Raw genomic sequence first — 24,764 nt, forward strand, 5'->3', positions numbered from 1 at the left:
TTTCGGCAATCCGGGTGGGTTCAGGGCGCGGGCGGCGGCGGGACGGTGGGATATCCTTCGAGTGGTTTGGTCGAAATCGGTTCGGGAGCCTGAGGTTCCGCGCGAACCGCACTGCGCCGGCGCTCCGGCCGGGGGCGGACGGCTTGCGGGCGCGGCGGGGTCTCGCCGAAGGAGGACTGCGGCGCCTGCGGATAGATCGGAGCGCCGGCCTGGCCGAGCTCAGGCGCCGGCGCGGGTGCATCGCCGATCGGATTCCAGCCGGGCCGCTTCAGCTTGGCGTTGAACGCGTAGCCATAGGCCAGGCGCAGAAGCGAGGCCTCGGTCGCGGTGGGGTCGCAGACGCGCAGGCGCACCGAGATCATGCCCGATTTCGGGCGGAAGAGACTGTCCTTGCCCGCCAGTCGCTGCCAGGCGTAGAGGCAGGCCTCGCCGCCGGTACCGCGACCGAAAGCATAGCCGAATGGACCGTAACTGTTCTGGACGAAAACGGCGGAAGGGGCCATCGCGACACCGGGAAGACGTTCCTCCATCTCTTTGCCGATGGCGAAGTCGTCGATGCCGGGCTCCTTCAGCAGGTTGCCCTCGACGCCGGTGGCCTCAGGAACATCTGCCGCCGTGAAAAAGGCGACATGGATTGCGTTCTCGCCCGGCGTCCGGCCACGGGTTGCCAGGGAGACGGTCTGCGAGACGGCGTTCTCATAGGTTCTCTGGGAGACTGCGGTCACAGGCAGGCTGCCGGGCGGAGGCAGCGCCAGGGCGCGGCCCACGTCGACGGTTATCGCGCGCGAGGCCGACACGAGTTCATCGCTCGACAACCGTTGCTCGCCGCAGCCTGTAAGGAGGAGAGGTAGTCCACATGCCGCGAGCATCCCTGCAAGGGGCCCAGACACATCACGGAGCCTGTCAGAAGACATCCGATTGATGAAGCTCCAGGCCCTCATAGGCACGCGTGCCGATGTCGGTACAGCATCGTCATGTCTTCACCATTGGTTAACGCCGGTTAACGAGCGGTTACTCTCGTCGAAGGGGCGCTGAGGCGCCCGCGCATGGCTGCGGCACCCAGTACAAGTGATTCGCGAGGTTATTCCAACCTGCGGTTGTATAAATGCTCCCGTCATCGGGAAACGAGCTATCTTCACCACAATCAAAGGCGAGCAAGGTCCTGCCGTCCCGAGCGGCCGGTGCGGCCCAGTCCCGGGAGCCATTCACCCGCGCCAGCAGCGAAGGGCAAGGTCCGGCTGCTCACCCGCCGCCTTCATCGCACTGCCCATAAGCAGCCCTTCGCAATGTCAGCAAAGGGCCAGCTCCGGAAGCGCCGACCTTACGCCAGCCCGCTGGTTCAGGCTGCGCCGGCCCCCCGGGTTCATCGCCGTCATCCGACTGGACTTCGCTGGCAGAGCACGCATTGGTGTCGTCGGCGGCGCAGAGGTGACGCGCCGATCTTCTCGAGAACCCCGCCGGCGTTGAGCCGAGGCGGGGTCGCGCTGGTGCGGGGATGACCCCGCAAGGACCGCGAGGAGATCGCCATGACACGCCGCAGCCGCAAGGCCAATCCAGATCCTGCCATCGGCCAGTCCGCCGCTTTCAAGGTTGAGAACGCCTCAACGTTGGCCCCCGAGTGTCCTTCGCCGCCCCGTCCCGACAGCAAGCTCAGGATCGTGCTCGGCCTGCTTCAGGCAGACGAGGGGGCAAGCCTCGCAAAGCTTACTGCCGTGACGAACTGGCTGCCGCACACGACGCGGGCCGCGTTGACCGGGCTTCGAAAGCGCGGCTACCTGATCGCGACCGACAAAGTCACCGATGCCGACGGAGCAAAGCGCTCGATCTACCGCATCGTGACGGGGCAAGCACGATGAGCACGCTGCCACGCCGTCACGGAGCCGGGCTCGCACCGCTGGGACTGGCTGACGCGCTGCTCAATCTGGCAAGCCTCAGCTTTGACGAGCTGCGAGCCCGCTATCGCCGACTGTATCGACGAGCGGCCCCGGCTGGCCTATCGCGTGATTTGATCGCTCGGCTTGTCGCCCATCGCCTGCAGGAGCAGCAGCTCGGCAAGCTCGACGACGAGCTGGCCCGATATATGGCAAAGCTCGCGCGAGGTCAGGAGACCCGTCGGCGCATCAAGACCGGCTCAGTCCTGGTCCGCGAACATGACGGGGTCAGCCATGAGGTTGTGATCGTGCCCGGTGGCTTCCTCTGGAATGGAGAGACGCATCGCAGTCTCTCGACGCTGGCCAGGCGGATCACAGGGACCACCTGGAATGGCCCGCGCTTCTTCGGCCTGCGGCAGCAGCAGCCTGCGAGGAACACACCATGAACCGCGAGCCCGCGACCAAGCCACAGCGCTGCGCGATCTACACGCGCAAGTCGACCGAGCATAATCTCGATCTCGCCTTCAACTCGCTCGATGCGCAGCGAGAAGCCTGCGAGGCCTATATCAAGAGCCAGGCCCATGAGGGCTGGAGCCTGGTCGGTGATCGCTTCGACGATGGCGGCTTGTCGGGTGCCTCGTTGGAGCGTCCAGCCTTGCAGGAGCTTCTCGATGCGGTGCGCGTCAAGCGGATCGACATCATTGTCGTCTATAAGGTCGATCGCCTGACGCGTTCACTCGCGGACTTCGCCAAACTCGTCGAGCTCTTTGATGAGCACGGCGTCTCCTTCGTCTCGGTGACGCAGTCCTTCAACACGACAACGAGCATGGGAAGACTGACGCTGAACGTGCTGCTCTCCTTCGCCCAGTTCGAGCGCGAGGTCATCGGCGAACGTGTTCGCGACAAGATCGCTGCATCCAAGACCAAGGGGCTCTGGGTCGGCGGCCCGATCCCGCTGGGCTATCGCAGCGAGAAGAAGCAGCTTATCGTCGTCGAACAGGATGCCGCGCTCGTCCGCCGCATCTTCCAGCTCTATCTCGATCTGGGCTCGGTGGGGGCCGTGGCTGAGACCTTGGATCGTGACGGCATCCGGACCCGGCAGGGCGCCACGTTCAGGGTGGGCATGCTCGCGCATTTGCTCAAGAACCGCTTCTATCTTGGCGAGATTGTCTGGCGCGGTGCGTCCTATCGCGGCGCGCATGAGCCGATCATCAGCCCTGAGATGTTCGATGCGGTGCAGCGCGGCATTCAAGCTGCAGCGATCGCCCGCAAGGGCAGGACGGCCAACACAGCCTTCAGCCTCGCGGGCCTTCTCCATGATGATGCCGGGAACCGGATGAGCCCGAGCCATGCCCGCAAGAATGGTGCGCGTTATCGCTACTATGTCTCGCAGGCGCTGATCCAGCATCGCAAGGCCGAAGCCGGATCGATCGCCCGCATCTCCGCGCCCGAGATCGAAGCCGCTGTCCTGGCCGCGTGTCCAACTCCCGAGAGCATCACGCGCGTGACCCTGCATCGAGACTGTCTCGCGATCGCGTTTCAACCCCAATCCGATGCCGATGCCGATGCCGATGCCGATGCCGGTACGACCACCACGGTACCGTTCGCCTGGCAAGCTCAAGGACGGCGCAAGGGCATCGCGCATGAACCCGCACGGAAGCCACGCCTCGACCATGATACCGCGCAGCCGATCCTGACGATGATCGCCCGGGCCAGCCGCTGGATGGGACAGCTGATCGATGGCTCTGTCGCATCGACCGATGAGATCGCCGCTCGCGAAGGCGTGGGTGAACGCAATATCCGAAAGCTTCTGCCGCTGGCCTGCCTCTCGCCGAACATCATCCGCGCCATAGCCGATGGCACCGCTCCCGCCAATCTCACCATCAGCCGGCTCTGCGCAGCCCTGCCCCACGACTGGATGGCCCAGGAGCAGGGCATCCTCGTGCCCTGACACTCACCAAGAACGCTGCTCAAAAAGCCCGCCACGCCGGCGGGCTTTTTGCTGCCCGAGATGCATGTCGAACCCGTCTCGCAATGATCAGATGCAAACCGGTCTCAGCTCCGATCGCCGCGGAACACCAAAATGGGATAGTCCAGACATGGGCCGAGAAATCAGCCTGATCCTGCGAGAGCGGGCGAACATCGCGCTTCACCAGACCGACTTGGCGACCTAACTCTCGACACTGTCGCAGGAATTGCTCTGCTGTCTAAAAGTGTCGGTTCAGCAGCCTGCGTGGCTGGGGCGGGAGGATTCGAACCTCCGAATGGCGGTACCAAAAACCGCTGCCTTACCACTTGGCGACGCCCCAATATGCGGCGCCTTCTAGAACGCGGCGGCGCAGCGCGCAACCGGCAAGCGACCTCGCCCCGCGCCTTGCCGGAAGAATTCCTCCACAACCTGCAAAGAGCCTGTTGCACAGGAGCCGCGCGCTGGCTATAAGCCGGCCACCAGCAGATCGGAGTGTGGCTCAGCCTGGTAGAGCACCTCGTTCGGGACGAGGGGGTCGCAGGTTCAAATCCTGCCACTCCGACCAAAATTTCCCGAGATATTTCAAGTGACGAACGAATGGCCCTCACGGGCCATTTCTTTTTCCGGCGAGGACCCAACCGGTTCGCTCGCCTGGTCCCGGCTGCATCGCCGGAACCGTCACCCATCTGTCAAACGGCACGACTATTGCGTCGGCTCCGAAACGGAGGCGACCATGCTGCGCGACTGCCCGCCCGACGCCAAGGCCACCCTTGCCCTGATCGCCCTGTCGGCGATCTGCATCCTGGGCTGGCTTGCCGATCTCAGCCTTTGAGTGCGCGCTTTCCGACCGAATTGCCCCTGTCGTCCAACACCCACAGCCACTAGACTACCGCCTCATCGAATCGAACGGTCGGGTCCATGAAGCGCATCACCCTCCTTGCCGGCATCCTCGGATTGGCCGTGTTTCTGTCCGGCTGCGACAAGTGCGGCAATTTCGGTCCGCTGTTCGGGGCGTCCGACACCAAGAGCTGCGGCGGCAAGTCGACGAGCTAAGGCCAGCGGGACAGATGGCCGACGAGATCGAGTTCGACAGAAGCGCGCCGACGGCGGCCGGCACGGTCGCCACCCTGTCGCCGCTGGTCCGCCGGATCATCGCCGGCAATGGCGGACCGATGACCTTCACGGGCACCTGCTCCTATATCGTCGGCCGCGGCACGGTCGCGATCATCGATCCCGGCCCCGACGATGCAGGCCATATCGAGCGCCTCCTGGCGGCGGTCCAAGGCGAGACGGTCAGTCATATCGTCGTTACCCATACCCATCGCGATCACTCGCCCGCGGTGCCCGCGCTGAAGGCGGCGACCGGCGCGACGGTGGTCGGCTGCGGGCCGCATCGGCCGTCGCGGGAGCTCGGACCGGGCGAAGGCCGCGTGCTCGATGCCGCCGCCGATACCGATTTCCTGCCGGACTGGGCGATGGCCGACGGCGACGCCGTCTCCGGGCCCGGCTGGAGCCTCGCCGCCATCGAGACGCCCGGCCACACCGCCAACCATCTCGCCTTCACACTCGCCGAAGAGGAGACGCTGTTCTCCGGCGACCATGTCATGGCCTGGTCGACCACGGTGGTCGCCCCGCCCGACGGCTCGATGGCCGCCTATATGGCCTCGATCGAAAAACTGCGCGGGCTGGAGCACGCCCGCTACTGGCCGGGCCATGGCGGCCCGGTCACCGAGCCGCAGCGGTTTCTGCGCGGACTGGTCCAACACCGCCGCCAGCGCGAGGCCGCGATCCTGAACCGGCTCGGCGCCGGCGACGACACCATCGCCGCGATGGTGCCGGTGATCTATCAGGGCCTGGCCCCGGCCCTGCACGGCGCCGCGGCGCTTTCCGTGCTGGCCCAGATCGAGGATCTCGTGCTGCGCAGCGCCGTCCAGTCCAGCGACGCGATTCCGGCCCTCGCCAGCCGCTACAGGCTCGCCTGAAGCCGCCACCTGGAGCATCGGCTTTTTCCAAAACCCGCGTTCCACTTTTCGAGCCGATGCTCTAGCGGCTCTCCATCAGCAATTCGATCTCGTCGGTGAAGGCCGCGACACGCGCCGCATTCGCGCCGAGATCATGGCGACCGAGGCGCGAAGCCGAGCGGATGTCGATCCGGCTGCCGTCGACACGCGGCCTGATGCGGATGGCGATGTCCTCGGAGAAATGCAGGATGCGGCCGCGGGCCACCGCCTCGACCCGCCCTGCGCCGCTGCGCCCGCCCGGCCGCGCGGTCTCCAGCACCTGCCAGCCCAGTCCCAATGTCGCTCGCCTGGCGAGATCGAAGGCGGCCTCCGCCGGCAGTTCGAGCAGGATCGGCACCGCCTTGGGATAGGCCTGACGCTGCAAGCGCCGCTGCAGCGCCGGCACGTCGGGCGGGACCCGGCCGGAACGCGCCGTCAACGCGGCCTGCGAACGGCTGAAGGCGGGGGGATCGTCGATATCGGTCGAGACATCGGCAAGAGCCGGCCTGGTCACGAGCCTGAGCACGATAAAGCCTGCCGGTGCGAGCAGGAGGAGCGAGAGCAGCAGCGCGCCGGCGGCCATGCCGGCGCCGCGATGGCCGGAATGCCAGATGCGGATGAAGGCGAGGATGGCAAGACCGAGCGCCGCGAGCACGAGAACATAGGCGCCGGCGACCGGGGCGAGCCCCTCGATGCTCGGCTCCCGCAAACGGACCCGCAGCAGCGACAAAAGCAGCACCGCGAACGCAAACCAGGCCAGTCGCCTGCTCCAGACAGCGGCGCGCGAAACCGGTTCCTCGAAGACGAGACGGCGGTGCATGGCCCTTTCGTGCCCGTGGCGAACCCGGAACGCAAGCCGGCGAGCGCGTGAAGCGCAATCTTAATCAAATCGGCAATAAGTGGGCAGGAAGAGGTTTCGTTGCTGCCTCTCGGCCTCCGCCACCGCCTTACCGCCGCATGTCTCGCTCGAGTCCCGCCGTGAAATTCTTCCCCTCTTCGATCCAGAACTATCTCGTCGCCACCATGGCCTGCCTGTGCGTGCCGGGCATCGGTGCGCTGGCCTACATGGCGCAACAATCCATCGTCGAAGTGCGCAGCAACATGCGGCTGGCCGAGCTGGTCGATGCCGACAAGGCCCTACTGCTCACCGGCAACGCGATCCGCACCGCGCGCGGACAGGCCCAGACCAGCATCCAGGTCGCCGACGATCCCGCCCCGGTGCTGAAGCAGATCGAGGACAGCAATCGCAGCCGCATCGCCGAGGCGATCACGCAGCTCGACGAAACCGACCTGCCGAGCCGCAAGGAGCTGATCGCCGGCATCCAGCAGCAGCAGAAGCTCACCGACGCCAGGATGGCCGATCTCTATGCCGAGGCGGCGAAGCCGAAGGCGCAGCGCAGCCTCGCCGCCACCATGCCCTGGTATAACGGCGTCGGCTCGATCGAAGGCGCGATCGTCAAGGCTTCCGACGAGACCTCCAATGCCGCCCGCCTCGCCGACCCGATCCTGGCAGACCTGCAGAGCTTCAAGTCGGCCGGCTGGGATGTCCGTTCGAACTACGGCACGCAATGCTCGGTGCTGCGCCCGGCCTTCGGCTCGGGCAAGGCGCTCGAGACGCCGCAGATCCGCAAGCTCGGCGAATTGCGCGGCATCTCCAACGCGGCCGGCGAGACGCTGAAGCAACTCGCCTCGCGGCCCGGCGTCGGCAGCGAGCTCGTCCGGAAGATCGGCATCATGTCGGCCGAGGTCGAAGCCTCGAACCGCAGGATGGACGACCTGATCGGCAAGCTCGGGCAGGGTTCAGGCCCCGTCATCGCGGCGGAAGAATGGACGAAGCAGTGCAACGCACCGTTCACCGCGATCGTCTCCGCCGTCACTCAGTCGCTCGACGACATGGTCACGCGGACGGAGAAGGAGCTCAACGCTGCCTGGACGAGGCTCGCCATCGTCGGCTCGTTGCTGGCCGTGCTGCTCGCGATCTGCGTCCTGAGCTGGCGCGGCGTGCAGCGCCGGGTGGCGCGGCCGCTGGTCTCGCTGAAATCCGCGCTGGACGAGATGCAGACGGGCAATTTCGCTCAGGCCATCCCGGCCGCCCCCTCGCCGGACGAAATCGGCTCGCTGAGCGGCGCCCTCGAAATCTACCGCGAGAACGCGCTTGCCCTCGAACAGAACCGGCGCGACCGCGAACTCGCGATGCTCGCCGATGCCGAGCAGGCTGCCCATGTCCAGAAGCTGCTCGGCGAAGTCGCCAACATCGTTGCCGATGCCCGTGACGGCAATTTCTCCGGCAAGGCGCAGGTCGGGGGCATGGAAGGCCCGCTCAAGGAACTCGTCGAGGGCATCAACGAGATCAACGCGGTTGTCGACGGGGCGACGACGGAGTTCGCCGGGGCCCTGTCGGCGATAGCGGGCGGAGACCTGACGAACCGGATCGAGACGGCCTATCGCGGCCGCTTCGCCGACCTGAAGGGCGCGATCAACGAGACGGTGGATCGCCTCTCGGACACGGTGGCGACGATCCAGACGACCTCGGCCGATGTCGGGCTGGCCGCCCGCGAGATCAACATGGGCGCCGACGATCTGTCGAAGCGCACCGAGGAACAGGCCTCATCGCTGGAGGAGACCGCCGCCACGACCGAGGAGCTCGCAGCCTCGGTCAAGGCCTCGGCCCAGGCCTCGAAGGATGCCGCGCGGATCGCCGACGAGGCGATGCAGGCAGCCGAGAGCGGCGGCGCCATTGCCGGCCAGGCGGTCGACGCCATGGCCAGGATCGAGAGCGCCTCGCAGAAGATCTCCGACATCATCCGGGTGATCGACGACATCGCCTTCCAGACCAACCTGCTGGCGCTCAACGCCGCGGTCGAGGCCGCCCGCGCCGGCGATGCCGGCAAGGGCTTCGCCGTCGTCGCCTCGGAGGTGCGCACGCTGGCGCAGCGTTCGAGCGAGGCGGCCAAGGACATCTCCGGGCTGATCTCCTCGTCCAATGTCGAGGTCGGCGAGGGCGTCAAGCTGGTGCGGCAGGCCGGCGACCAGCTCAGCCGCATCCTGGCGGCCTCGCAGAAGGTCGCGGCGACGATCGCCGATATCTCGGCGGCGTCCGGCGAGCAGGCCAACGGCATCGACGAGATGAGCCAGGCGGTGGCGCATCTCGACGAGATGACCCAGCAGAACGCGGCTCTCTCCGAGCAGAGCGCGGCNCGGCGAGCAGGCCAACGGCATCGACGAGATGAGCCAGGCGGTGGCGCATCTCGACGAGATGACCCAGCAGAACGCGGCTCTCTCCGAGCAGAGCGCGGCCTCGGCCAACGCGCTCTCAGGCCGGATCGAGCAGCTCAACGGACTGGTCGCCACCTTCCGCACCGGGCGCGAGCCCACCGGCCAGGCGGCTTATGCGCAACCGGCCACTACGGCCCGCGCGAAGGCGCCGATGCGGACCGCCAGGCCGGCTCCCGCCACCTCCGGCGAGCCGGAGCGGCTGCGGCAGCTCGCCGAGGCCGCCTTCGTCCAGTCCCGTGCCCCCGCCCCGCGCAAAGTCGCCAATGGCGGCCGGGCCAACGATTCCGGATGGGAGGAGTTCTGAGGCGGCACAGCCTCCGAACCGCTCGAACACGACACGAACGGCGCCCGAACGGGCGCCGTTGGCGTTTCAGGAATGCGGCGCTGGCCGCACATCACCCCGGCAGCCGGTAATCCCTGAACATCTCGCGCAGCGCCGTCTTCTGGATCTTGCCGGTCGCCGTGTGGGGGATCGCCTCGACCAGCACGACATCGTCCGGCAGCCACCATTTCGCGATCTTGCCGGTCATGAAGGCGAGCATTTCGTCCTTGCCTGGCGTGCGGCCGGGCTTCGGTACGATCACCAGCAGCGGCCGCTCGTCCCATTTTGGGTGGGCGACGCCGATCACCGCCGCTTCCACCACATCAGGATGAGCGATGGCGAGGTTTTCGAGGTCGATCGAGGAGATCCATTCGCCGCCGGACTTGATCACGTCCTTCGAGCGGTCGGTGATCTGCATGTAGCCGGCAGGGTCGATCGTGCCGACATCGCCGGTATCGAAGAAGCCCTCTTCGTCGAGGGTCGGTTCGTCCTCGCGCCGATAATAGGCTTTCGCCACGGCGGGCCCGCGCATCTTGAGCCGGCCGAACGTCTCGCCGTCCCAGGGGAGATCCCGCCCCGCATCGTCGGTCAGGCGAAATTCCACCGTGAAGCCGGGATGCCCCTGCTTGACCTTGAGATCGTAGAGCGCATCGCCCTCCAGATGCTCGTAGACGGGTTTCACCGAGCAGAAGGAACCGAGCGGACTCATCTCGGTCATGCCCCAGGCATGGGCGACCGTGACGCCGTATTTCCGCTCGAAGGTCTCGGTCATCGCGCGCGGGCAGGCCGAGCCGCCGATGACGACGCGCTTCAACGTCGAGAGCTTGCCCTCCGTCGCCTCCAGGTGCTGCAGGAGGCCGAGCCAGACGGTCGGCACCGCCGCCGTCATGGTCACGCCCTCGCCCTCCAGCAAGGCATGGAGCGAAGGACCGTCGAGCTTCGCGCCGGGCATCACCAGCTTGGCGCCGGTCATCGGTGCGGAATAAGCCAGAGACCAGCTGTTGGCGTGGAACAGCGGCACGACAGGCATCACCGAATCACGCGACGACAGGTTGAGATAATCCGGCGTCGCCCAGGTCATCGCATGCAGCACGTTCGAGCGATGCGAATAGAGCACGCCCTTCGGCCCGCCGGTCGTGCCCGAGGTGTAGCACAACCCCGACGCCGTGTTCTCGTCGAACCGGCCCCAGGCGAAATCGTCGTCGACCTCGGCCAGCCAATCCTCATAGGCGACAGCGCCCCTCAGGCTGGTCTGCGGCATATGCGCGGCATCGGTCAGCACGACATAGCGCTCGATCGTCGGCAGCTTGTCCTGGATCGCCTCGACCATCGGCACGAAGGTCAGGTCGAGGAAAAGCAGACGGTCTTCGGCGTGGTTGACGATCCAGGCGATCTGCTCCGGGAACAGCCGCGGATTGACCGTGTGCGTGATCGCGCCGATGCCGCTGATGCCGTACCAGAGTTCGAGATGGCGGTCGCTGTTCCAGGCCAGCGTCGCGACGCGGTCGCCCAGCGTGATGCCCTGTCGGTGCAGGCGCTTCGCCACGCTCAACGCGCGGCTGCGGATCTCGGCATAGCTGCGCCGTCTCAAGGAGCCATCCTCGACGGCGCGGCTGACCACCTCGCGGGTGCCGTGCTGGACGGCGGCGTGGTCGATGATGCGGTGGAGCAGAAGGGGCCAGTCCTGCATCAGGCCGAGCATGCGCTTATCCTCCCAAATCCGTTTGCCCGGAGGATAGCGGCGCGCTCCCGCGAAAGGGAAGTCATCCCATCGAAGGCTCGCCTGCGCCCGCCAGATGGTTTAGGCCTGATCCTTCAAGAGCGGGGGGAAACGCCATGACCGCACCGAAGATCGTGCAGCAGGCCGCGACGGAACCGGACCGGGTCTGGTTCCGCTTCATGCGGCTGCATCAGCGCATGCTCATGCAGATGACGGCCCGTATCCGCGCGCTCGGCCTCTCGATCCCGCAATTCGACCTTCTCTCGACCCTGACCGAGCAGGAGGGCATCAGCCAGAGCGAACTGGCCGAGCGGCTCTACGTCACCAAGGGCAATGTCTCCGGGCTGGTCGACAGGCTGGTGCAGGCCGGGCTGGTCGAGCGGCGCGCCATCGCCGGCGACCGGCGCTCCTATGCCATGCACCTGACGCCGGAAGGCCGCCGGCTCGCCGAAGCCGGCATCGCCGCCCAGCGCGATTTCGTCGCGAACACGCTCGGCAAGCTGGAAACGGACGATCTCGTCGAGCTCGACCGGCTGGTGCTGCTCTGGCGCGATTTCGCCCGCGCCGTCGATGCCGAGTGAGCGGCCATGGCTGACGGCATCGACCTGACCGCATCCGCCACGCGCTTGCGTGAGGCCCTGCTCGCCCGCCGCTTCAGCGCCACCGATCTTCTCGAAGCGACATTCGCCCGCATCGATGCGCTGAATCCGCGCCTCAACGCGATCGCGACGCAGGATCGCGAGGCCGCTCGTGCAATGGCGAAAGCCTCGGATGAGCGCATCGCCAGCGGTACGGCTCGCCCACTCGAAGGGCTACCGATCACGATCAAGGATGCATTCGACGTCGCCGGCCTGCCTTCGTCCGGCGGGTTGCCGGCCTATCGCGAGCGCGTGCCGACCGAGGATGCCGCCGCGGTCGCAAGGCTGCGGGCCGCCGGCGCGGTCATCATCGGCAAGACGAACGTCCCGGTCTTTTCCGGCGATTTCCAGAGCTACAACCCGGCCCATGGCGTCACCAACAATCCCTGGGACGAGACGCGCTCGCCCGGCGGATCGTCAGGCGGGGCGGCGGTCGCGGTCGCGACCGGGATGAGCGCCTTCGAGCTCGGCTCCGATCTCGGCAGCTCGATCCGCTGGCCGGCCCATGCCTGCGGCGTCTTCGGTCTCAAGACGAGCTGGGGGCTGGTCTCGACCTGGGGGGCGATCCCGCCACCGCCGGAGCGCCGCACCCTGCGCAATGTCGATCTGATGGTCGCCGGCCCGATCACCCGCGCCACCGAGGATCTCGACCTGATCCTGCCGGTGATCGCCGGGCCGCGCGATACGGCCCTGCCCGCGCCCGCGCTGCCTGAGCCGCGCCGGACCGACGCGAAGGGCCTGCGCGTCGCGCTCTGGGCCGACGATCCCTTCGCGCCGGTCGACCGGGAAGTCGCGGATGCCGTGCGCGAGGCGGCGCGCCGCCTGGCCGAGGCCGGCGCCATCGTCGACGAGACGGCGCGGCCCTCGATCCGCTTCGCGGACGCGTTCGAAATCTATGCGCTGCTGAACCATGCCGTCGTCGCCTATGGCCTGCCGCCGAAGGTGCGCGCCCGCATCCAGGCGCAGGCCGCACGCTTCAGCCCGAACGACCTGTCGCACCAGGCCCTGCAGGCCCGCGGCGCCCGGATGACGCCCGGCCTCTACCAGCAGGTCAGCCAGCGCCGCCTCGCCCAGAAGCGGCAATGGGCCAGCTTCTTTTCGCGCTACGACGTGGTGCTCTGCCCGCCGGCCCCCGTCGCCGCGATCCCGCATGATCACGGCCCCGACATCCATGCCCGCCGCCTGACCGTGAACGGCGAGCCGCGGCCCTATCTCGACTTCCTGCTCTGGGCCGCGCTTGCCACCGGGGCGGACCTGCCGGCCCTGTCGGCCCCGGTCATGCGGTCGCGCGAGGGCCTGCCGCTCGGCGTCCAGATCATCGCGCCCTTCGGCGAGGATCGCACCGCCATTGCCGTCGGGGCGATGCTGGAAGAACTGGGCGGCCGCTTCGCGTCACCGCCGCTCGCAAACTGAACCGCTCGGAGGGCGGTTGCACCCGCCTGAGGCGAGGCCTTTCCGTTTCCCCCGCCCCGCGGCAGAGTCTACTGTCCCCTGCGTCAAATTCGCTCAACATTTGCAACCATATCAGCGTATGTTGGCAAGAATATTAAACAGAACCGGGAGCCCATCATGCTGTCGAATGTCGCCGTCAGGGATATCGAGACCCTCGTCCATCCCTATACCAACCTCGCCACGCATCGGCAGACGGGCCCGCTGATCCTGGAGAGCGGCAAGGGCATCTATGTCTACGACTCCACCGGCAAGGAATATATCGAGGGCATGGCGGGGCTCTGGTGCACCTCGCTCGGCTATTCCAACCAGGAACTGGTCGAGACCGCCTATGAGCAGATGAAGAAGCTGCCCTTCACCCATATCTTCGGTGGACGCAGCCATGACCCGGCTATCGAGCTCGCCGAAAAACTCAAGGAGATCGCCCCGGTTCCGATCTCCAAGGTGTTCTACGGCGCCTCGGGCTCCGATGCCAACGACACCCAGGTCAAGATCGTCTGGTATCTGAACAACGCGCTCGGCCGGCCGCAGAAGAAGAAGATCATCTCGCGGCTGAAGGGCTATCACGGCGTCACCGTCGCCTCGGCCTCGCTGACCGGCCTGCCGAACAACCATATCGATTTCGACCTGCCGCTGCCCGGCATCCTGCACACCTCCTGCCCGCATCACTACCGCTTCGCCGAGCCCGGCGAGAGCGAGCAGGACTTCTCGTCGCGCCTCGCCGCCGAGCTTGAAGAGATGATCCTGCGCGAAGGGCCGGACACGGTCGCCGCCTTCATCGCCGAGCCGGTGATGGGCGCCGGCGGCGCGATCATTCCGCCGGAGGGCTATTTCGAGAAGATCAACGCCGTGCTCGCCAAGTACGACGTGCTGTTCATCTCGGACGAGGTCATCACCGGCTTCGGCCGCACCGGCAAGATGTTCGGCACCGAAACCTACGGCATGAACGCCGACTCGATCTCGCTCGCCAAGCAGATCACCTCGGCCTATTTCCCGCTCAGCGCCGTGATGATGAACGACAAGATCTATGACGTGCTCGTCGATCAGAGCCGCAAGATCGGTACCTTCGGCCACGGCAACACCTATGCCGGCCATCCGGTCGGCTGTGCGGTCGCGGTCAAGACGCTGGAGATCTACCAGCGCGACCGAATCGTCGAGCATGTCGAGAAGGTTTCGCCGACCTTCCTGCGCCGCCTGAACAAACTGAACGAGCATCCGCTCGTCGGCGAAGCCAAGGGCGTCGGCCTGATCGGCGGCGCCGAGCTGGTCAAGGACAAGCAGACCAAGGCCTCCTTCGAAGGCAAGAAGGGCGTCGGCGCCAAGGCCGTCGCCTATGCGCTGGAAGAGGGCTTCATCACCCGCGCCATGGGCGATCGCCTCGCCTTCTGCCCGCCGCTCGTGATCAACGAGGCCGAGATCGAGGAAATGTTCAATCGCTGCGAGCGCGCCCTCGACAAGACCCTGAACTGGGCCAAGGCGGAAGGCCTGCTGGCCTGACAGCCGTTCAGCGCTGAAACGACGGAAGGCCGGGCGGTGATGCCCGGCCTTTTTCATGTTCAGCAATGTGGCGGATCAGCCCGAAAACGCCACGAACAGATCACAGAGGCGCCCCGGCGCCGTCCCGATCCGCCGTCAGACAGGCAAGACCGGCCGGCGCGAGCCGCCGGCGTGAGGTCATCAGCTGAGTCAGGAGCCATGTTTCAACGCGACACGCACGCCCCGACACCGGCCCGCAAGGGTTTCCATGACGCCACGGCGCGGGCGACCTATGCCTCCCGCTTCCGCCCGATCGCAATTCGGGCGGTCGCCGCGGGAACCCGACAGGCCGCGCCTGCGTTGAAACAACACGGCGAAGCACGCAAGGCCGATTTGCCCGGCGTTCTCCGCCACGGTTTCCACGACTGAAACCTCCCCTTCGAGACCCATGACTTGGCCGGTGCGGAGCTTGCTCCCACCGGCCTTTTTCTTGGGCGGGAGGTGCCCCAACGAAAACGGGCGGCCCAAAGACCGCCCGCTGAAATCTCCGACATGTCCGATGCGATCAGACGACGATGACCTTCGCGCCGACCGGCACGCGGTTGAAGAGGTCGATCGCGTCGATATTGCGCATCCGGATGCAGCCGGATGAGGCCGAGCGACCGATCGTCTCCGGCTCGTTGGTGCCGTGGATGCGGTAGAGCGTGTCGTGGCCATTCTGGTAAAGATAGAGCGCGCGGGCGCCGAGCGGGTTTTCCGGCCCGCCATTCATCCCACCCGCAACCGGCTTCAGATGCGGCCAGCGCTTGACCATCTCGGCCGGCGGCGTCCAGCGCGGCCATTCCGCCTTGCGCTGCACCACAGCCTCACCGGTCCAGCCAAAAGCCTCGTCACCGGTGGCGACGCCGTAGCGGATCGCCTTCTTGTTGGGGAGGACGAGGTAGAGGAACTTCTCCTTCGTATCGACATAGACCGTACCGGGCGCCTGACCGGTCGGATCGGCGATCTCGTAGGGGAGATAGGGCAGGTAGGTGTCGAACTTGGGGACGAGCGCGATATATTCGGCATCGCGGGCTGACAGCTCCGGCGCGCTGACGCTCTTGTACTGGCAGGCGCCGAGCAGGGCCGACAGCGCCAGTGCTACGAAAACGGTCTTCTTCATAGTCCCCACCGAGCCAACCCGAAGGCAGCCTTTATGATGAATCGAACGTTAACGCTTCGTATCGGCCCAGCGCTTATCCAAAAGCGGCCGCTCGGCGAAGCACTAGGCCTCAAACGGCGATGGCGCAATCCGGTTCCCTTTCAGGCGTTCGGAAGGCGGCTTGGCGTGGCAAACCGGCCACGCATGACCCTTTGGCCCGCTCCAGCGCGCGGATAACGGCTCTTGACGACCCTGCTCTTCACCCACCCGGCAAGCCGTGCGCATGCAATGCCGGCGGGCCACCCCGAATGCGCCGACAGGATCAAGGCGGTCGAACAGGCGTTGGAAGCCGAGCGCTTCGCGGCACTGATTCGGCTGGAAGCGCCGCTCGGCACGCTCGACCAGGTGGCGCTGTGCCACCCCGCATCCTACGCGCAGGCGCTGATCGCCTCCGCGCCTGCGGCCGGGTTCGTGCAGGTCGATGCGGATACGCTGATGTCGCCCGGTACGATCGAGGCGGCGTTGCGCGGTGTCGGCGGCGCGGTCGCGGCCGTCGACGAGGTGATGGCCGGCAAGGCGCGCAACGCCTTCGTCGCGATGCGCCCGCCCGGCCATCATGCCGAGCGCGAACACGCGATGGGCTTCTGCTTCTTCAACCATGCCGCGATCGCGGCACGCCACGCGCAGAAGGCGCATGGGGCCGAGCGTGTCGCCATCGTCGACTGGGACGTGCATCACGGCAACGGCACGCAGGACATCTTCTGGGACGATGCCAGCGTGCTCTACGCCTCCGTGCACGAGATGCCACTCTATCCCGGCACCGGCGCGGCTATGGAACGCGGCACGCAAGGCACGATCCTCAACGCCCCCTTGCGGGCCGGGGACGGCTCCGACGAATTCCGCGAGGTCTTCGAGACCGCGATCCTGCCGCGGATCGATGCGTTCCGCCCCGATCTCGTGGTGATCTCGGCCGGGTTCGACGCGCATTGGCGCGACCCGCTCGCCGACCTCAACCTGCGCGAGGCCGATTTCGCCTGGGCGACCTCGAAGCTGATGGAGGCTGCCGACCGCCATGCCGGAGGCCGCATCGTCTCGGTGCTGGAGGGCGGCTACGATCTCGACGCTCTCGCGAAATCGGCGGCCGCCCATGTCTCGGCGCTGATGGAGGGCTGAGCGCCCGAAGCGCCGCCTATTCCAGCGGCGACGTCTCGGCGATCTCGATGCCGAAGCCGGAGAGGCCGACGAAGGAACGCGGCGAGGAGGCCAGATTCACGATCGAGCGGACGCCGAGATCGCGCAGGATCTGCGCACCGAGACCGACCTCACGCCATTGCTGAATCCTCAATTCGTCCGAACCTTCCTCGTCGACGCTCTTGATCGGTACGCCGGCGCTGCCGTCGCGCAGGTAGATCAGCACGCCCTTGCCTTCCTGCTGGAAGCGCCGCAGCGCGCACTGGATCGAGCCGGCGCCACCGAGCACGTCGGCCACCACGTCGGCGCGGTGCAGCCTGGCCGGCACCTTCTCACCATCGCCGAGCTTGCCCATGACGAAGGCGAAATGCTGGGTGCTGTCGAAAGGCGTGACATAGACATGGCCGGTGACATCGCCGAACTCGGTCTTGACCGGGAAGGAATGCACGCGCTCGACCAGCTTCTCGCGCAGCTGGCGATAGGCGATCAGGTCCGCGACGGTGATCTGCTTCAGCCCGTTCTTCTCGGCGAAGGCAGTGATCTGTGCGCCTTTCATCACCGTGCCGTCGTCATTGGCGAGCTCACAGATAACGCCGACCTGCGGCAGCTCGGCGAGCTTGCACAGGTCGACCGCGGCCTCGGTATGGCCGGAGCGCATCAGCACGCCGCCGTCCTTGGCGATCAGCGGGAAGACATGGCCGGGGCGGACGAAATCGGCGGCGCCCATATTGCCGTTGGCGAGCGCGCGCACCGTGTTGTTACGCTGCTCGGCCGAGATGCCGGTGGTCAGCCCGTGCTTGACGTCGACCGTGATGGTGAAGGCCGTGCCGAGCGGGGCATCGTTCGACGAGACCATCGGATCGAGGCGCAGGCGCCGGGCCTCGCCCGCGGTCAGCGGCGCGCAGACGATGCCGCAGGTGTTGCGGATGATGAAGGCCATCTTCTCCGGCGTGCAGAGCGAGGCGGCGACGATGAGATCGCCTTCGTTCTCGCGATCGTCGTCATCGGTGACGATGACGATCTCGCCACGGGCAAAGGCTTCGATGGTCTCGGCGACATTATTGGACATGGCAGCCTCGCGCGGCCCGGACAGGCCGAGGAAATCATTGGGAGTGACGGCGCCGCCGGTGGCGGCGGTGATGCGCTCGGCGCTTTCGCGGGAGATCCAGGCGGCCGGATCATTGCAGAGCGCGGTCACGCTGGCCGGCGACAGGCGGACCTGCCTGGCGAAGGCGCTGCGTGCGATCTTGTTCTGCCGGAGCCAGACGTCGAGCTTCATGCCGTAAAGCTAATACGGCGGCGCTTCACCTGCAATGAATGATCGATGCATTTTCAGTATTGCTGAAATGCAAGATGCGACGCAGCGGCGAAACCCGCTCCGCCTCACTCCTGGAATGGCCAGCGCGGCTCGACGACGCCGACCTGTGCGCGATGGCGCAGATACTGGTCGGCCAGCACGCAGGCGACCATCGCCTCGCCGACCGGCACGGCGCGGATACCGACGCAAGGGTCGTGGCGGCCCTTGGTGAACATCTCGGCCTCGCCGCCGGTGCGCGTCACGGTCGCGCGCGTCGCCAGGATCGACGAGGTCGGCTTCACCGCGAAACGCGCCACGATCGGCTGACCGGTCGAGATGCCGCCCAAAATGCCGCCGGCATGATTGGACAGGAACAGCGGCTTGCCGTCATTGCCGGCGCGCATCTCGTCGGCATTGGCCTCGCCGGAAAGCTCGGCCGCGCCAAAGCCCTCGCCGATCTCGACGCCCTTGACCGCATTGATGCTCATCAGCGCCGCGGCGATCTCGGAATCGAGCTTGCTGTAGATCGGCGCGCCCAGCCCCGCCGGCACGCCCTCGGCGACGATCTCCAGCACGGCACCGATCGAGGAACCGGATTTCCTGACACCGTCGAGATAGCTCTCGAAGAAGGCCGCGGCCTTGGCGTCGGGACAGAAGAACGGGTTGCGGCCGATCTCGTCCCAATCCCAGTTGGCGCGGTCGATCTTGTGCGGGCCCATCTGGACGAGGGCGCCGCGCACGATCATGCCCGGCACGACCTTGCGCGCGATGGCGCCCGCGGCGACCCGCATCGCCGTCTCGCGCGCCGAGGAGCGCCCGCCGCCGCGATAGTCGCGGATGCCGTATTTGACGTCATAGGTGTAGTCGGCATGGCCCGGCCGGTACTTGTCCTTGATGTCGGAATAATCCTTCGAGCGCTGGTCGACATTGTCGATCATCAGCCCGATCGAGGTGCCGGTCGTGACCTGCACGCCGTCGCTCTCGCGGGCGAAGACGCCGGAGACAATGCGGACCTGGTCCGGCTCCTGGCGCTGCGTAGTGAAGCGCGACTGGCCCGGCCGGCGGCGATCGAGATCGTCCTGGATATCCGCCTCGGTCAACGGCAGCAGCGGCGGGCAGCCGTCGACGACGCAGCCGATGGCAGGGCCATGGCTCTCGCCGAAGGTGGTGACGCGGAAGAGATGGCCAAAGCTGTTATGCGACATGGGAGCCCGATACGTTTCCTACCGGCTCTTAAGCCGGATCGGCGCGCGGCGAAACCCCGCATGGGCCGCCACGGCCGTTGACAAGGCCTGCCCTGGCCGCTTCAACGCAGCCATGAGCCGGACGTCCTGCCCCTCGCGCTCCTGGCGCCCCGGGAGCCCCATCATCGCGGGAGCCTAGCCCCGAGCCGCCCGGCAGGGCCGCTTCGGGGTCGATCCGGCCTTAGACCAGCCTGCTTGCGGGCGGCGAGCCACATGTTTTCCGACATAGACAGGCTTCCGCGACGAAGCCGCCCCGCTGCCCCAGCATTGGCCCGCCGCGACCACTCGAGCGCGGCCGGTCCTGTTCGCGGCACTGCGATCAACGGCCAGACTCATCATGAGATTTCTCCGCAGGCGCCCAGCGCCGGCATCGACGGCCAGCGTCAGCCTTGCCCGCGCGCTGTCCAAGCTCGGCTATTGCTCGCGGACACAGGCCGAGAAGCTGGTGCGCGAAGGGCGCGTCACGGTCGACGGCCGCAGCGTGCGGCAGGTCGAATTGCGTATCGATCCGCAGCGGGCGCGGCTTACGGTCGACGGCCAGCCGGTGACAGCGGTGCGGCGGATCTATCTGATGCTCAACAAGCCGCGCGGCATGGTGACGACCGCAAGCGACCCGGAAGGGCGCCAGACTGTCTATGCCTGCCTGGAGGGCAAAGACCTGCCGCATCTCGCCCCGGTCGGGCGCCTGGACATGGCGAGCGAGGGCCTGCTGCTGATGACCAACGACACGCGCTGGGCGCAGCGCATCCTCGATCCCGCCTCCGGGGTCGACAAGACCTACCATGTCCAGATCGACCGCGTGCCGGACGACGCCTTCATGGCCAGGCTGCGAGAGGGAGCGGTCGATGGAGACGAGGTGCTGTCGATCCGTTCGGCCGCCCTGCTGCGCTGCGGGGAGCGCAATGCCTGGGTCGAGATGGTGATCGACGAGGGCCGCAACCGGCAGATCAGGCGGATCGTCGAAGCGGCCGGCGCCGCGGTGCTGCGCCTCGTCCGGGTCAGGATCGGCGAACTCGAGCTCGGCGATCTCGCCAAGGGCGCCATCCGCGAATTGGCCCCTGAGGAAACCACACTGCCGCTTGCCGGCTATCCCGTCGGCAAGCTTCGCATCAACATGGCTTGAGCAGCCGGCTCCGTCAGTGCGCCGGCCCCTTCGCCGGCGCTGCCGGGGCGCCCTCCCAGCGCGTATGCGCCGGCAGGTTCTCGCCCTTCATGATGACGGTGAGCAGCCCGATCTGGGCGTAGTCGCCGACATGGGTGTCGTAGAGCACGGTCGCGCCGGCGCCGACGCAGACGCCCTTGCCGAGCCGCACGCGGCCGACCTTCATCACCCGATCCTCGTAGAGATGGGTCTGCAGCGCCGAATGGGCGTTCACCGTGCAGAAATCGCCGACCTTGATGCAGTCGAACTCGGTGATATCGGTCGAGTCGAGCCAGACGCCCTTGCCGTATTTGGCGCCGAACAGCATCAGGAACCAGGGCAGGAAGGGCGTGCCGCGCAGGTAATCGAACAGCACCTTGCCGCCGAGGCCCCAGTACATCACCGCAACCGCCTCGGTGCGCATCGCCCACCACGACCACATCGGCTTCATGACGGGCTTGTAGATGCCCATCATCAGCCATTTCACCGCAGCGCAAATCAAGGCCTGGACGATGGCGATCGCCATCGCGACACCCATGAAGGAGAGCACGAGGCCGAGCCAATCGCCCTCGTTGATCTTCTGCTGCAAGACCATGTCGACCGCGATCGTGCCGAAGGTGATGAACAGCATCGCCGGGAAGGAGGTGTGCAGCGCCTCGAAGACGCCGCGCCCGAACTGCTTGGCGAAGGAGGGCTTGTAGGTCCAGTCCGCCCCGAGATCGACCTTCTGCCGCGTCGGCAGACGGATCGGCGGCGAGCCGAACCAGGTGTCGCCGGGCTGCATGCGATCATTGGCGGGCGGCTTGGACTTGATGCCGATCAGCACACGATCGGGAATGACGGCGCCCGGCGGCACCACCGCGTCATTGCCGACGAAGACCTGATCACCGGTGCGCGTCGCGTCGAGGCGCATATAGCCGCGGCGCATATCCTCGTCGCCGAAGACGACCTCGTCGGCGATGAAGTTGCCGGCGCCGATGCCGGTCAGGTCATAGCGGCCGGAGAGGTTGGTCGAAATCTCCGCGCCCTTGCCGATGCTGGCGCCCATCAGACGATACCAGGCGCGCATATAGATGGTGGCGAAGAGCGAGGAGAGCGTCTCCAGCGTCACCTCGGTCGCCAGGGCGACCGTCCATTTGCGGGCGTAGAAGCCGGAATGGATCGACCAGGAGCCCGAGGTCACGCGCGGCAGGATCGCCCAACGCAAGGCAGCCATCAGCAGCACGGTGAAGGCGATCAGGCCGATCGCGGTCGGCCAGGTCAGGATCGGCAGGAACCAGAGATAGCTGATATCGGTCCAGCCGGCGATGAAGTAGTCGATCTTGTCGAACAGCCAGAAGGCCGGGAAGATCGGCAGCAGGCTGACCGGCGGCAGCACCACCAGCATCAGGATGTAGAAGGCCGTCATGAGCGCGCGGCGGCCGGCCGAGGCTTCGGCCTGCGGCGGCAGCGCGGCGAGATCGACCGTGCCGATCTTGCGGCCGGGCGTGCCGTCCCAGATCTCGGCTTCGCCGACATGGGCTCCGGGCCGAATGGCTGTCAGGTCGCCGATTTCAGCGTGGTTGCCGATTACCGAATCGTGGCCGAGCACCACGGAGGCGCCGGCCGAGACGTCCTTGCCGATGGTGATGCGGCCGATCACCAGCTTGTCGCCGATCGCCTCGCCATTGGCGAAGGTGGTCTTGGAGCCGAAGGTCGTGAAGTCGCCGATCTCGATCAGGTCGATGGCGCCGGCCTCGTAATCGGAGATGATGACATCGCGCCCGACCTTGGCGCCGAGCAGGCGCCAGTAGAAGCGCATCACCGGCGTGCCTTGCAGCCACTTGATGTGGACCAGCCCGGCGACGCGGGCGGCGAACCACCAACGGAAGTAATAGACACCCCAGAGCGGATAGACGCCCGGTTTCGTCCGGCCGAGCACGAGCCATTTCAGGGCGATGGCAATCAGGCCTGTCACGACGATGATCGCGACATAGACGCCGAGCAGCGCGAAGATCTGGCCGAGCAGCGGCAGGTCCTCGCCCGAGAGGATCATGTAGGTGACGAAGACGCCGAGCCATTGCGCGGTCGCCAGGCCGATGATGACCGGCAGCGCCACCGCCTGCGCAAGGCCGCAGAGGAAGCGCCGCAGGAAGGGCGGCGGCGTGAAGGACAGGTCCTCGGCTTCGGCGACGCCGCGCTCGTCGAGGAGTGCCGCCATTCCACGCAAAGTGCGGGCGGCATAGACGTCCTGCAGCGTGATGCCGGCATAGGCCGGGGTCTCGCGCACGATCGAGATGAAGCGGGCCGCGAGCAAAGAATGGCCGCCGAGATCGATGAAGAAATCGGCTTCGAGCGGCAGGCTCGCCGTGCCGAGCACGCGCTTGGCCGCCTCCAGCAGCGCGGCTTCCGTCGCATTGCGCGGCGGCTCCTGCTCGCCCTCGGCGCTCGGCGCCGTCAATGGCGCCGCCTTGAGCATCTTGCGGTCGACCTTGCCGGAAACCATGCGCGGCAGCGAACCGGCCGCCTCGAAATGCGCCGGCACCATATAAGGCGGCAGCTTCTCGCGCAGGGCCGCGCGCAGCGCCGGGCCGTCGACCGCGACACCGGGCTCTGGCACGACGAAGGCGACAAGCCGCTCGATGCCGTCATCCGTGCGCAGCACGACCGCGGCCTGCCCGACGCCGGGTTCGTCGGCGAGCTTCGATTCGATCTCGCCGAGCTCGACGCGGAAGCCACGGATCTTGATCTGGTCGTCGATGCGGCCGTGGAAGACGATATTGCCGTTCTCGTCGAGGCTGACCGCATCGCCGGAGCGGTAGAGGATCGGATCGCCTTCGCCTGCGATCCCTGCAAACGGGTTGGCGATGAACTTCTCGGCCGTCAGCTCCGGCCGGCCATGGTAGCCCTTGGCCACGCCGGGGCCGCCGATCAGCAATTCGCCCTGTTCGCCCGGCTGGACGAGGCGCAGGTCCTCGCCGACGACGTAAGCCGTGTAGTTCGGGATCGGCTTGCCGATGGTCACGGTCTCGCCGGGGACGACTTCGGCCGCCGTCGCGACGACGGTCGCTTCGGTCGGGCCATAGGTGTTGAGGATGCGCCGGCCGGGCTTCGACCATTTCTGCACGATCGCGGGCGGCAGCGCCTCGCCGCCGAGCAGGATCAGCTTCAGCGAGGGCACGTCGGCGGGCAGGATGCCGAGCAGCGTCGGCACAGTGTCGATGATGGTGACGCCGGCCTCGTTGAGGATCGCTGGCAGCTTCTCGGCATCGCCCATCATCTCTGGCGAGGCGACGAACAAGGTCGCGCCGACGAGATAGGGCGTCCAGATCTCCTCCATCGACAGGTCGAAGGCGACCGACGCCCCCTGGAAAGCGACATCGTCCGGCCCGAAGCCGTAGAGCGCGTTTCCGGAGCGCAGGAAATGGCAGATGTTGTGGTGGCTGATGACGATCGCCTTGGGCGTGCCCGTCGAGCCCGAGGTGTAGATCAGATAGGCCGGATGATCGGCGGTCAGGCCGGCCGGACGCGCCGGCGGCTCGGTTCCGTCAGCACCGGCGGCAAGGCCTTCAGGGGTCCAGACGGCGCGCTCCGTCGCCTCGGCCCGACCGGCCCAGCCGATGCAGGTGACGATGCCCTTGGCCTGGGCATCGTCGAGACAGGTCGCGATGCGCTCGACCGGCGCCTCTGCGTCGAAGGGAATCCAAGCCGCGCCGGCACGCGTGATCGCGATCTGCGCGACGAGAAGGTCGATGCCGCGCGGCATCCACAGGCCGACCATGTCGCCCGGGCCGATGCCCGCGAGCTGGAGGCCGCGTGCCTGCCGGCCAGCGGCAGCCCAGACCTCGGCATAGCTCAGGCGCCGCTCGAGATCCGTGAGGGCGGGATGGTCAGGGCGCAGCGCGGCGGTCGCCGCGAAAATCTCGGCCAGCACCTCGTCCCGAATCAGATCGGGACGCTTCTCGCCTGCCAGCATGGCGAGTGTGTTGGCAGCAGCCGCGTCAGACGCCGCCGACAGCTTCGTCATATCGTTCATCGCGCCCCGCTGCG

19 protein-coding genes and 2 tRNA genes are annotated in these 24,764 nt (G+C 66.9%); 13 read left to right on the forward strand and 8 right to left on the reverse strand.

Annotated features, from left to right (window positions below; genetic code table 11):
• Positions 1–20: 20 nt before the first annotated feature.
• The gene (bcsN, locus tag ASE61_RS16395) at positions 21–914 is read right to left on the reverse strand and encodes a cellulose biosynthesis protein BcsN (RefSeq protein WP_162260110.1); all 894 of its coding nucleotides are present in this window, start codon (positions 912–914) and stop codon (positions 21–23) included.
• A gap of 612 nt (positions 915–1,526) precedes the next feature.
• Between bcsN and ASE61_RS16400 the strand changes: the two genes are divergently transcribed.
• From ASE61_RS16400 to ASE61_RS16410, 3 genes are read left to right on the forward strand one after another with little or no spacing between them, the layout of a single operon-like run.
• Positions 1,527–1,856: a DUF3489 domain-containing protein gene (locus ASE61_RS16400; RefSeq protein WP_061968653.1), complete on the forward strand. Its 330-nt coding sequence runs from the start codon at positions 1,527–1,529 to the stop codon at positions 1,854–1,856.
• A complete protein-coding gene (locus ASE61_RS16405; RefSeq protein ID WP_082617479.1) occupies positions 1,853–2,317 on the forward strand; it encodes a DUF2924 domain-containing protein in 465 nt (154 codons plus the stop codon). The genes ASE61_RS16400 and ASE61_RS16405 overlap by 4 nt, the downstream gene beginning before the upstream one ends.
• A complete protein-coding gene (locus tag ASE61_RS16410; RefSeq protein ID WP_061968657.1) occupies positions 2,314–3,822 on the forward strand; it encodes a recombinase family protein in 1,509 nt (502 codons plus the stop codon). Before ASE61_RS16405 ends, ASE61_RS16410 begins: the two co-directional genes overlap by 4 nt.
• A gap of 283 nt (positions 3,823–4,105) precedes the next feature.
• On the opposite strand, the gene ASE61_RS16415 is transcribed toward ASE61_RS16410, so the two are convergent.
• A tRNA-Gln gene (locus tag ASE61_RS16415) sits at positions 4,106–4,180 on the reverse strand.
• A 148-nt stretch (positions 4,181–4,328) separates the two neighbouring features.
• Between ASE61_RS16415 and ASE61_RS16420 the strand changes: the two genes are divergently transcribed.
• The 4 genes from ASE61_RS16420 (at position 4,329) to ASE61_RS16425 (ending at position 5,822) form a co-directional block, all read left to right on the forward strand.
• Positions 4,329–4,405: transfer RNA gene (locus ASE61_RS16420), tRNA-Pro, on the forward strand.
• A 21-nt stretch (positions 4,406–4,426) separates the two neighbouring features.
• Positions 4,427–4,672: a hypothetical protein gene (locus ASE61_RS26560; RefSeq protein ID WP_156407132.1), complete on the forward strand. Its 246-nt coding sequence runs from the start codon at positions 4,427–4,429 to the stop codon at positions 4,670–4,672.
• A gap of 86 nt (positions 4,673–4,758) precedes the next feature.
• Positions 4,759–4,893 (forward strand): hypothetical protein, encoded by a 135-nt coding sequence (locus tag ASE61_RS27425; protein ID WP_274532877.1) that lies wholly within the window; start codon positions 4,759–4,761, stop codon positions 4,891–4,893.
• A 14-nt stretch (positions 4,894–4,907) separates the two neighbouring features.
• Complete coding sequence (locus ASE61_RS16425) at positions 4,908–5,822, forward strand: MBL fold metallo-hydrolase (RefSeq protein ID WP_061968658.1); 915 nt, start codon at positions 4,908–4,910, stop codon at positions 5,820–5,822.
• A 61-nt stretch (positions 5,823–5,883) separates the two neighbouring features.
• Here ASE61_RS16425 and ASE61_RS16430 read toward each other — a convergent pair whose 3' ends face one another.
• Positions 5,884–6,660, reverse strand: coding sequence for a DUF1499 domain-containing protein (locus tag ASE61_RS16430; protein WP_061968660.1), 777 nt, complete (start codon positions 6,658–6,660; stop codon positions 5,884–5,886).
• 1,073 nt (positions 6,661–7,733) lie between these two features.
• Here ASE61_RS16430 and ASE61_RS27600 point away from each other — a divergent pair.
• A partial coding sequence (locus ASE61_RS27600) for a methyl-accepting chemotaxis protein (RefSeq protein ID WP_413813545.1) occupies positions 7,734–9,037 on the forward strand: 1,304 nt, incomplete at its 3' end.
• A 474-nt stretch (positions 9,038–9,511) separates the two neighbouring features.
• Here the strand turns inward: ASE61_RS27600 and ASE61_RS16440 are convergent.
• Positions 9,512–11,140: a long-chain-fatty-acid--CoA ligase gene (locus ASE61_RS16440; protein WP_061968663.1), complete on the reverse strand. Its 1,629-nt coding sequence runs from the start codon at positions 11,138–11,140 to the stop codon at positions 9,512–9,514.
• Between the two features lie 134 nt (positions 11,141–11,274).
• Here ASE61_RS16440 and ASE61_RS16445 point away from each other — a divergent pair, with 134 nt between their 5' ends.
• The 3 genes from ASE61_RS16445 (at position 11,275) to ASE61_RS16455 (ending at position 14,742) form a co-directional block, all read left to right on the forward strand.
• Complete coding sequence (locus ASE61_RS16445; protein WP_061968665.1) at positions 11,275–11,739, forward strand: MarR family winged helix-turn-helix transcriptional regulator; 465 nt, start codon at positions 11,275–11,277, stop codon at positions 11,737–11,739.
• 6 nt (positions 11,740–11,745) lie between these two features.
• Positions 11,746–13,209, forward strand: a complete 1,464-nt coding sequence (locus ASE61_RS16450; protein WP_061968667.1) for an amidase — start codon at positions 11,746–11,748, stop codon at positions 13,207–13,209.
• A gap of 156 nt (positions 13,210–13,365) precedes the next feature.
• Complete coding sequence (locus ASE61_RS16455; RefSeq protein WP_061968668.1) at positions 13,366–14,742, forward strand: aspartate aminotransferase family protein; 1,377 nt, start codon at positions 13,366–13,368, stop codon at positions 14,740–14,742.
• A gap of 544 nt (positions 14,743–15,286) precedes the next feature.
• Here the strand turns inward: ASE61_RS16455 and ASE61_RS16460 are convergent.
• Positions 15,287–15,883, reverse strand: a complete 597-nt coding sequence (locus tag ASE61_RS16460; RefSeq protein WP_061968670.1) for a L,D-transpeptidase — start codon at positions 15,881–15,883, stop codon at positions 15,287–15,289.
• Between the two features lie 222 nt (positions 15,884–16,105).
• Here ASE61_RS16460 and ASE61_RS16465 point away from each other — a divergent pair, with 222 nt between their 5' ends.
• Positions 16,106–17,035 (forward strand): histone deacetylase family protein, encoded by a 930-nt coding sequence (locus ASE61_RS16465; protein ID WP_061968672.1) that lies wholly within the window; start codon positions 16,106–16,108, stop codon positions 17,033–17,035.
• Positions 17,036–17,051: 16 nt separating this feature from the next.
• On the opposite strand, the gene ribB is transcribed toward ASE61_RS16465, so the two are convergent.
• Both ribB and aroC read right to left on the reverse strand, forming a co-directional pair.
• Positions 17,052–18,332 (reverse strand): 3,4-dihydroxy-2-butanone-4-phosphate synthase, encoded by a 1,281-nt coding sequence (gene ribB / locus ASE61_RS16470; RefSeq protein ID WP_061968673.1) that lies wholly within the window; start codon positions 18,330–18,332, stop codon positions 17,052–17,054.
• Positions 18,333–18,436: 104 nt separating this feature from the next.
• Complete coding sequence (gene aroC, locus ASE61_RS16475; protein WP_061968675.1) at positions 18,437–19,555, reverse strand: chorismate synthase; 1,119 nt, start codon at positions 19,553–19,555, stop codon at positions 18,437–18,439.
• A gap of 376 nt (positions 19,556–19,931) precedes the next feature.
• Here aroC and ASE61_RS16480 point away from each other — a divergent pair, with 376 nt between their 5' ends.
• Positions 19,932–20,717, forward strand: a complete 786-nt coding sequence (locus ASE61_RS16480; RefSeq protein WP_061968676.1) for a pseudouridine synthase — start codon at positions 19,932–19,934, stop codon at positions 20,715–20,717.
• 13 nt (positions 20,718–20,730) lie between these two features.
• Here ASE61_RS16480 and ASE61_RS16485 read toward each other — a convergent pair whose 3' ends face one another.
• Complete coding sequence (locus ASE61_RS16485) at positions 20,731–24,741, reverse strand: Pls/PosA family non-ribosomal peptide synthetase (protein ID WP_200959649.1); 4,011 nt, start codon at positions 24,739–24,741, stop codon at positions 20,731–20,733.
• Positions 24,742–24,764: the final 23 nt, after the last annotated feature.

The sequence above is a fragment of the Allobosea sp. Root670 genome, assembly GCF_001429415.1.
In the GTDB taxonomy this organism is placed as follows: Bacteria; Pseudomonadota; Alphaproteobacteria; order Rhizobiales; family Beijerinckiaceae; genus Allobosea; species Allobosea robiniae.

Excerpts from the sequence above, each read along its gene's own strand:
- ASE61_RS16455 (WP_061968668.1), top strand. The coding sequence starts at position 13,366 with ATGCTGTCGAATGTCGCCGTCAGGGATATCGAGACCCTCGTCCATCCC.
- bcsN (WP_162260110.1), bottom strand. The coding sequence starts at position 914 with ATGTCTTCTGACAGGCTCCGTGATGTGTCTGGGCCCCTTGCAGGGATG.
- ASE61_RS16450 (WP_061968667.1), top strand. The coding sequence starts at position 11,746 with ATGGCTGACGGCATCGACCTGACCGCATCCGCCACGCGCTTGCGTGAG.
- ASE61_RS16460 (WP_061968670.1), bottom strand. The coding sequence starts at position 15,883 with ATGAAGAAGACCGTTTTCGTAGCACTGGCGCTGTCGGCCCTGCTCGGC.
- ASE61_RS16400 (WP_061968653.1), top strand. The coding sequence starts at position 1,527 with ATGACACGCCGCAGCCGCAAGGCCAATCCAGATCCTGCCATCGGCCAG.
- ASE61_RS16485 (WP_200959649.1), bottom strand. The coding sequence starts at position 24,741 with ATGACGAAGCTGTCGGCGGCGTCTGACGCGGCTGCTGCCAACACACTC.
- ASE61_RS16410 (WP_061968657.1), top strand. The coding sequence starts at position 2,314 with ATGAACCGCGAGCCCGCGACCAAGCCACAGCGCTGCGCGATCTACACG.
- ASE61_RS16480 (WP_061968676.1), top strand. The coding sequence starts at position 19,932 with ATGAGATTTCTCCGCAGGCGCCCAGCGCCGGCATCGACGGCCAGCGTC.
- ASE61_RS16425 (WP_061968658.1), top strand. The coding sequence starts at position 4,908 with ATGGCCGACGAGATCGAGTTCGACAGAAGCGCGCCGACGGCGGCCGGC.
- ASE61_RS27425 (WP_274532877.1), top strand. The coding sequence starts at position 4,759 with ATGAAGCGCATCACCCTCCTTGCCGGCATCCTCGGATTGGCCGTGTTT.
- ASE61_RS16430 (WP_061968660.1), bottom strand. The coding sequence starts at position 6,660 with ATGCACCGCCGTCTCGTCTTCGAGGAACCGGTTTCGCGCGCCGCTGTC.
- ASE61_RS16405 (WP_082617479.1), top strand. The coding sequence starts at position 1,853 with ATGAGCACGCTGCCACGCCGTCACGGAGCCGGGCTCGCACCGCTGGGA.
- aroC (WP_061968675.1), bottom strand. The coding sequence starts at position 19,555 with ATGTCGCATAACAGCTTTGGCCATCTCTTCCGCGTCACCACCTTCGGC.
- ASE61_RS16440 (WP_061968663.1), bottom strand. The coding sequence starts at position 11,140 with ATGCTCGGCCTGATGCAGGACTGGCCCCTTCTGCTCCACCGCATCATC.
- ribB (WP_061968673.1), bottom strand. The coding sequence starts at position 18,332 with ATGAAGCTCGACGTCTGGCTCCGGCAGAACAAGATCGCACGCAGCGCC.
- ASE61_RS16445 (WP_061968665.1), top strand. The coding sequence starts at position 11,275 with ATGACCGCACCGAAGATCGTGCAGCAGGCCGCGACGGAACCGGACCGG.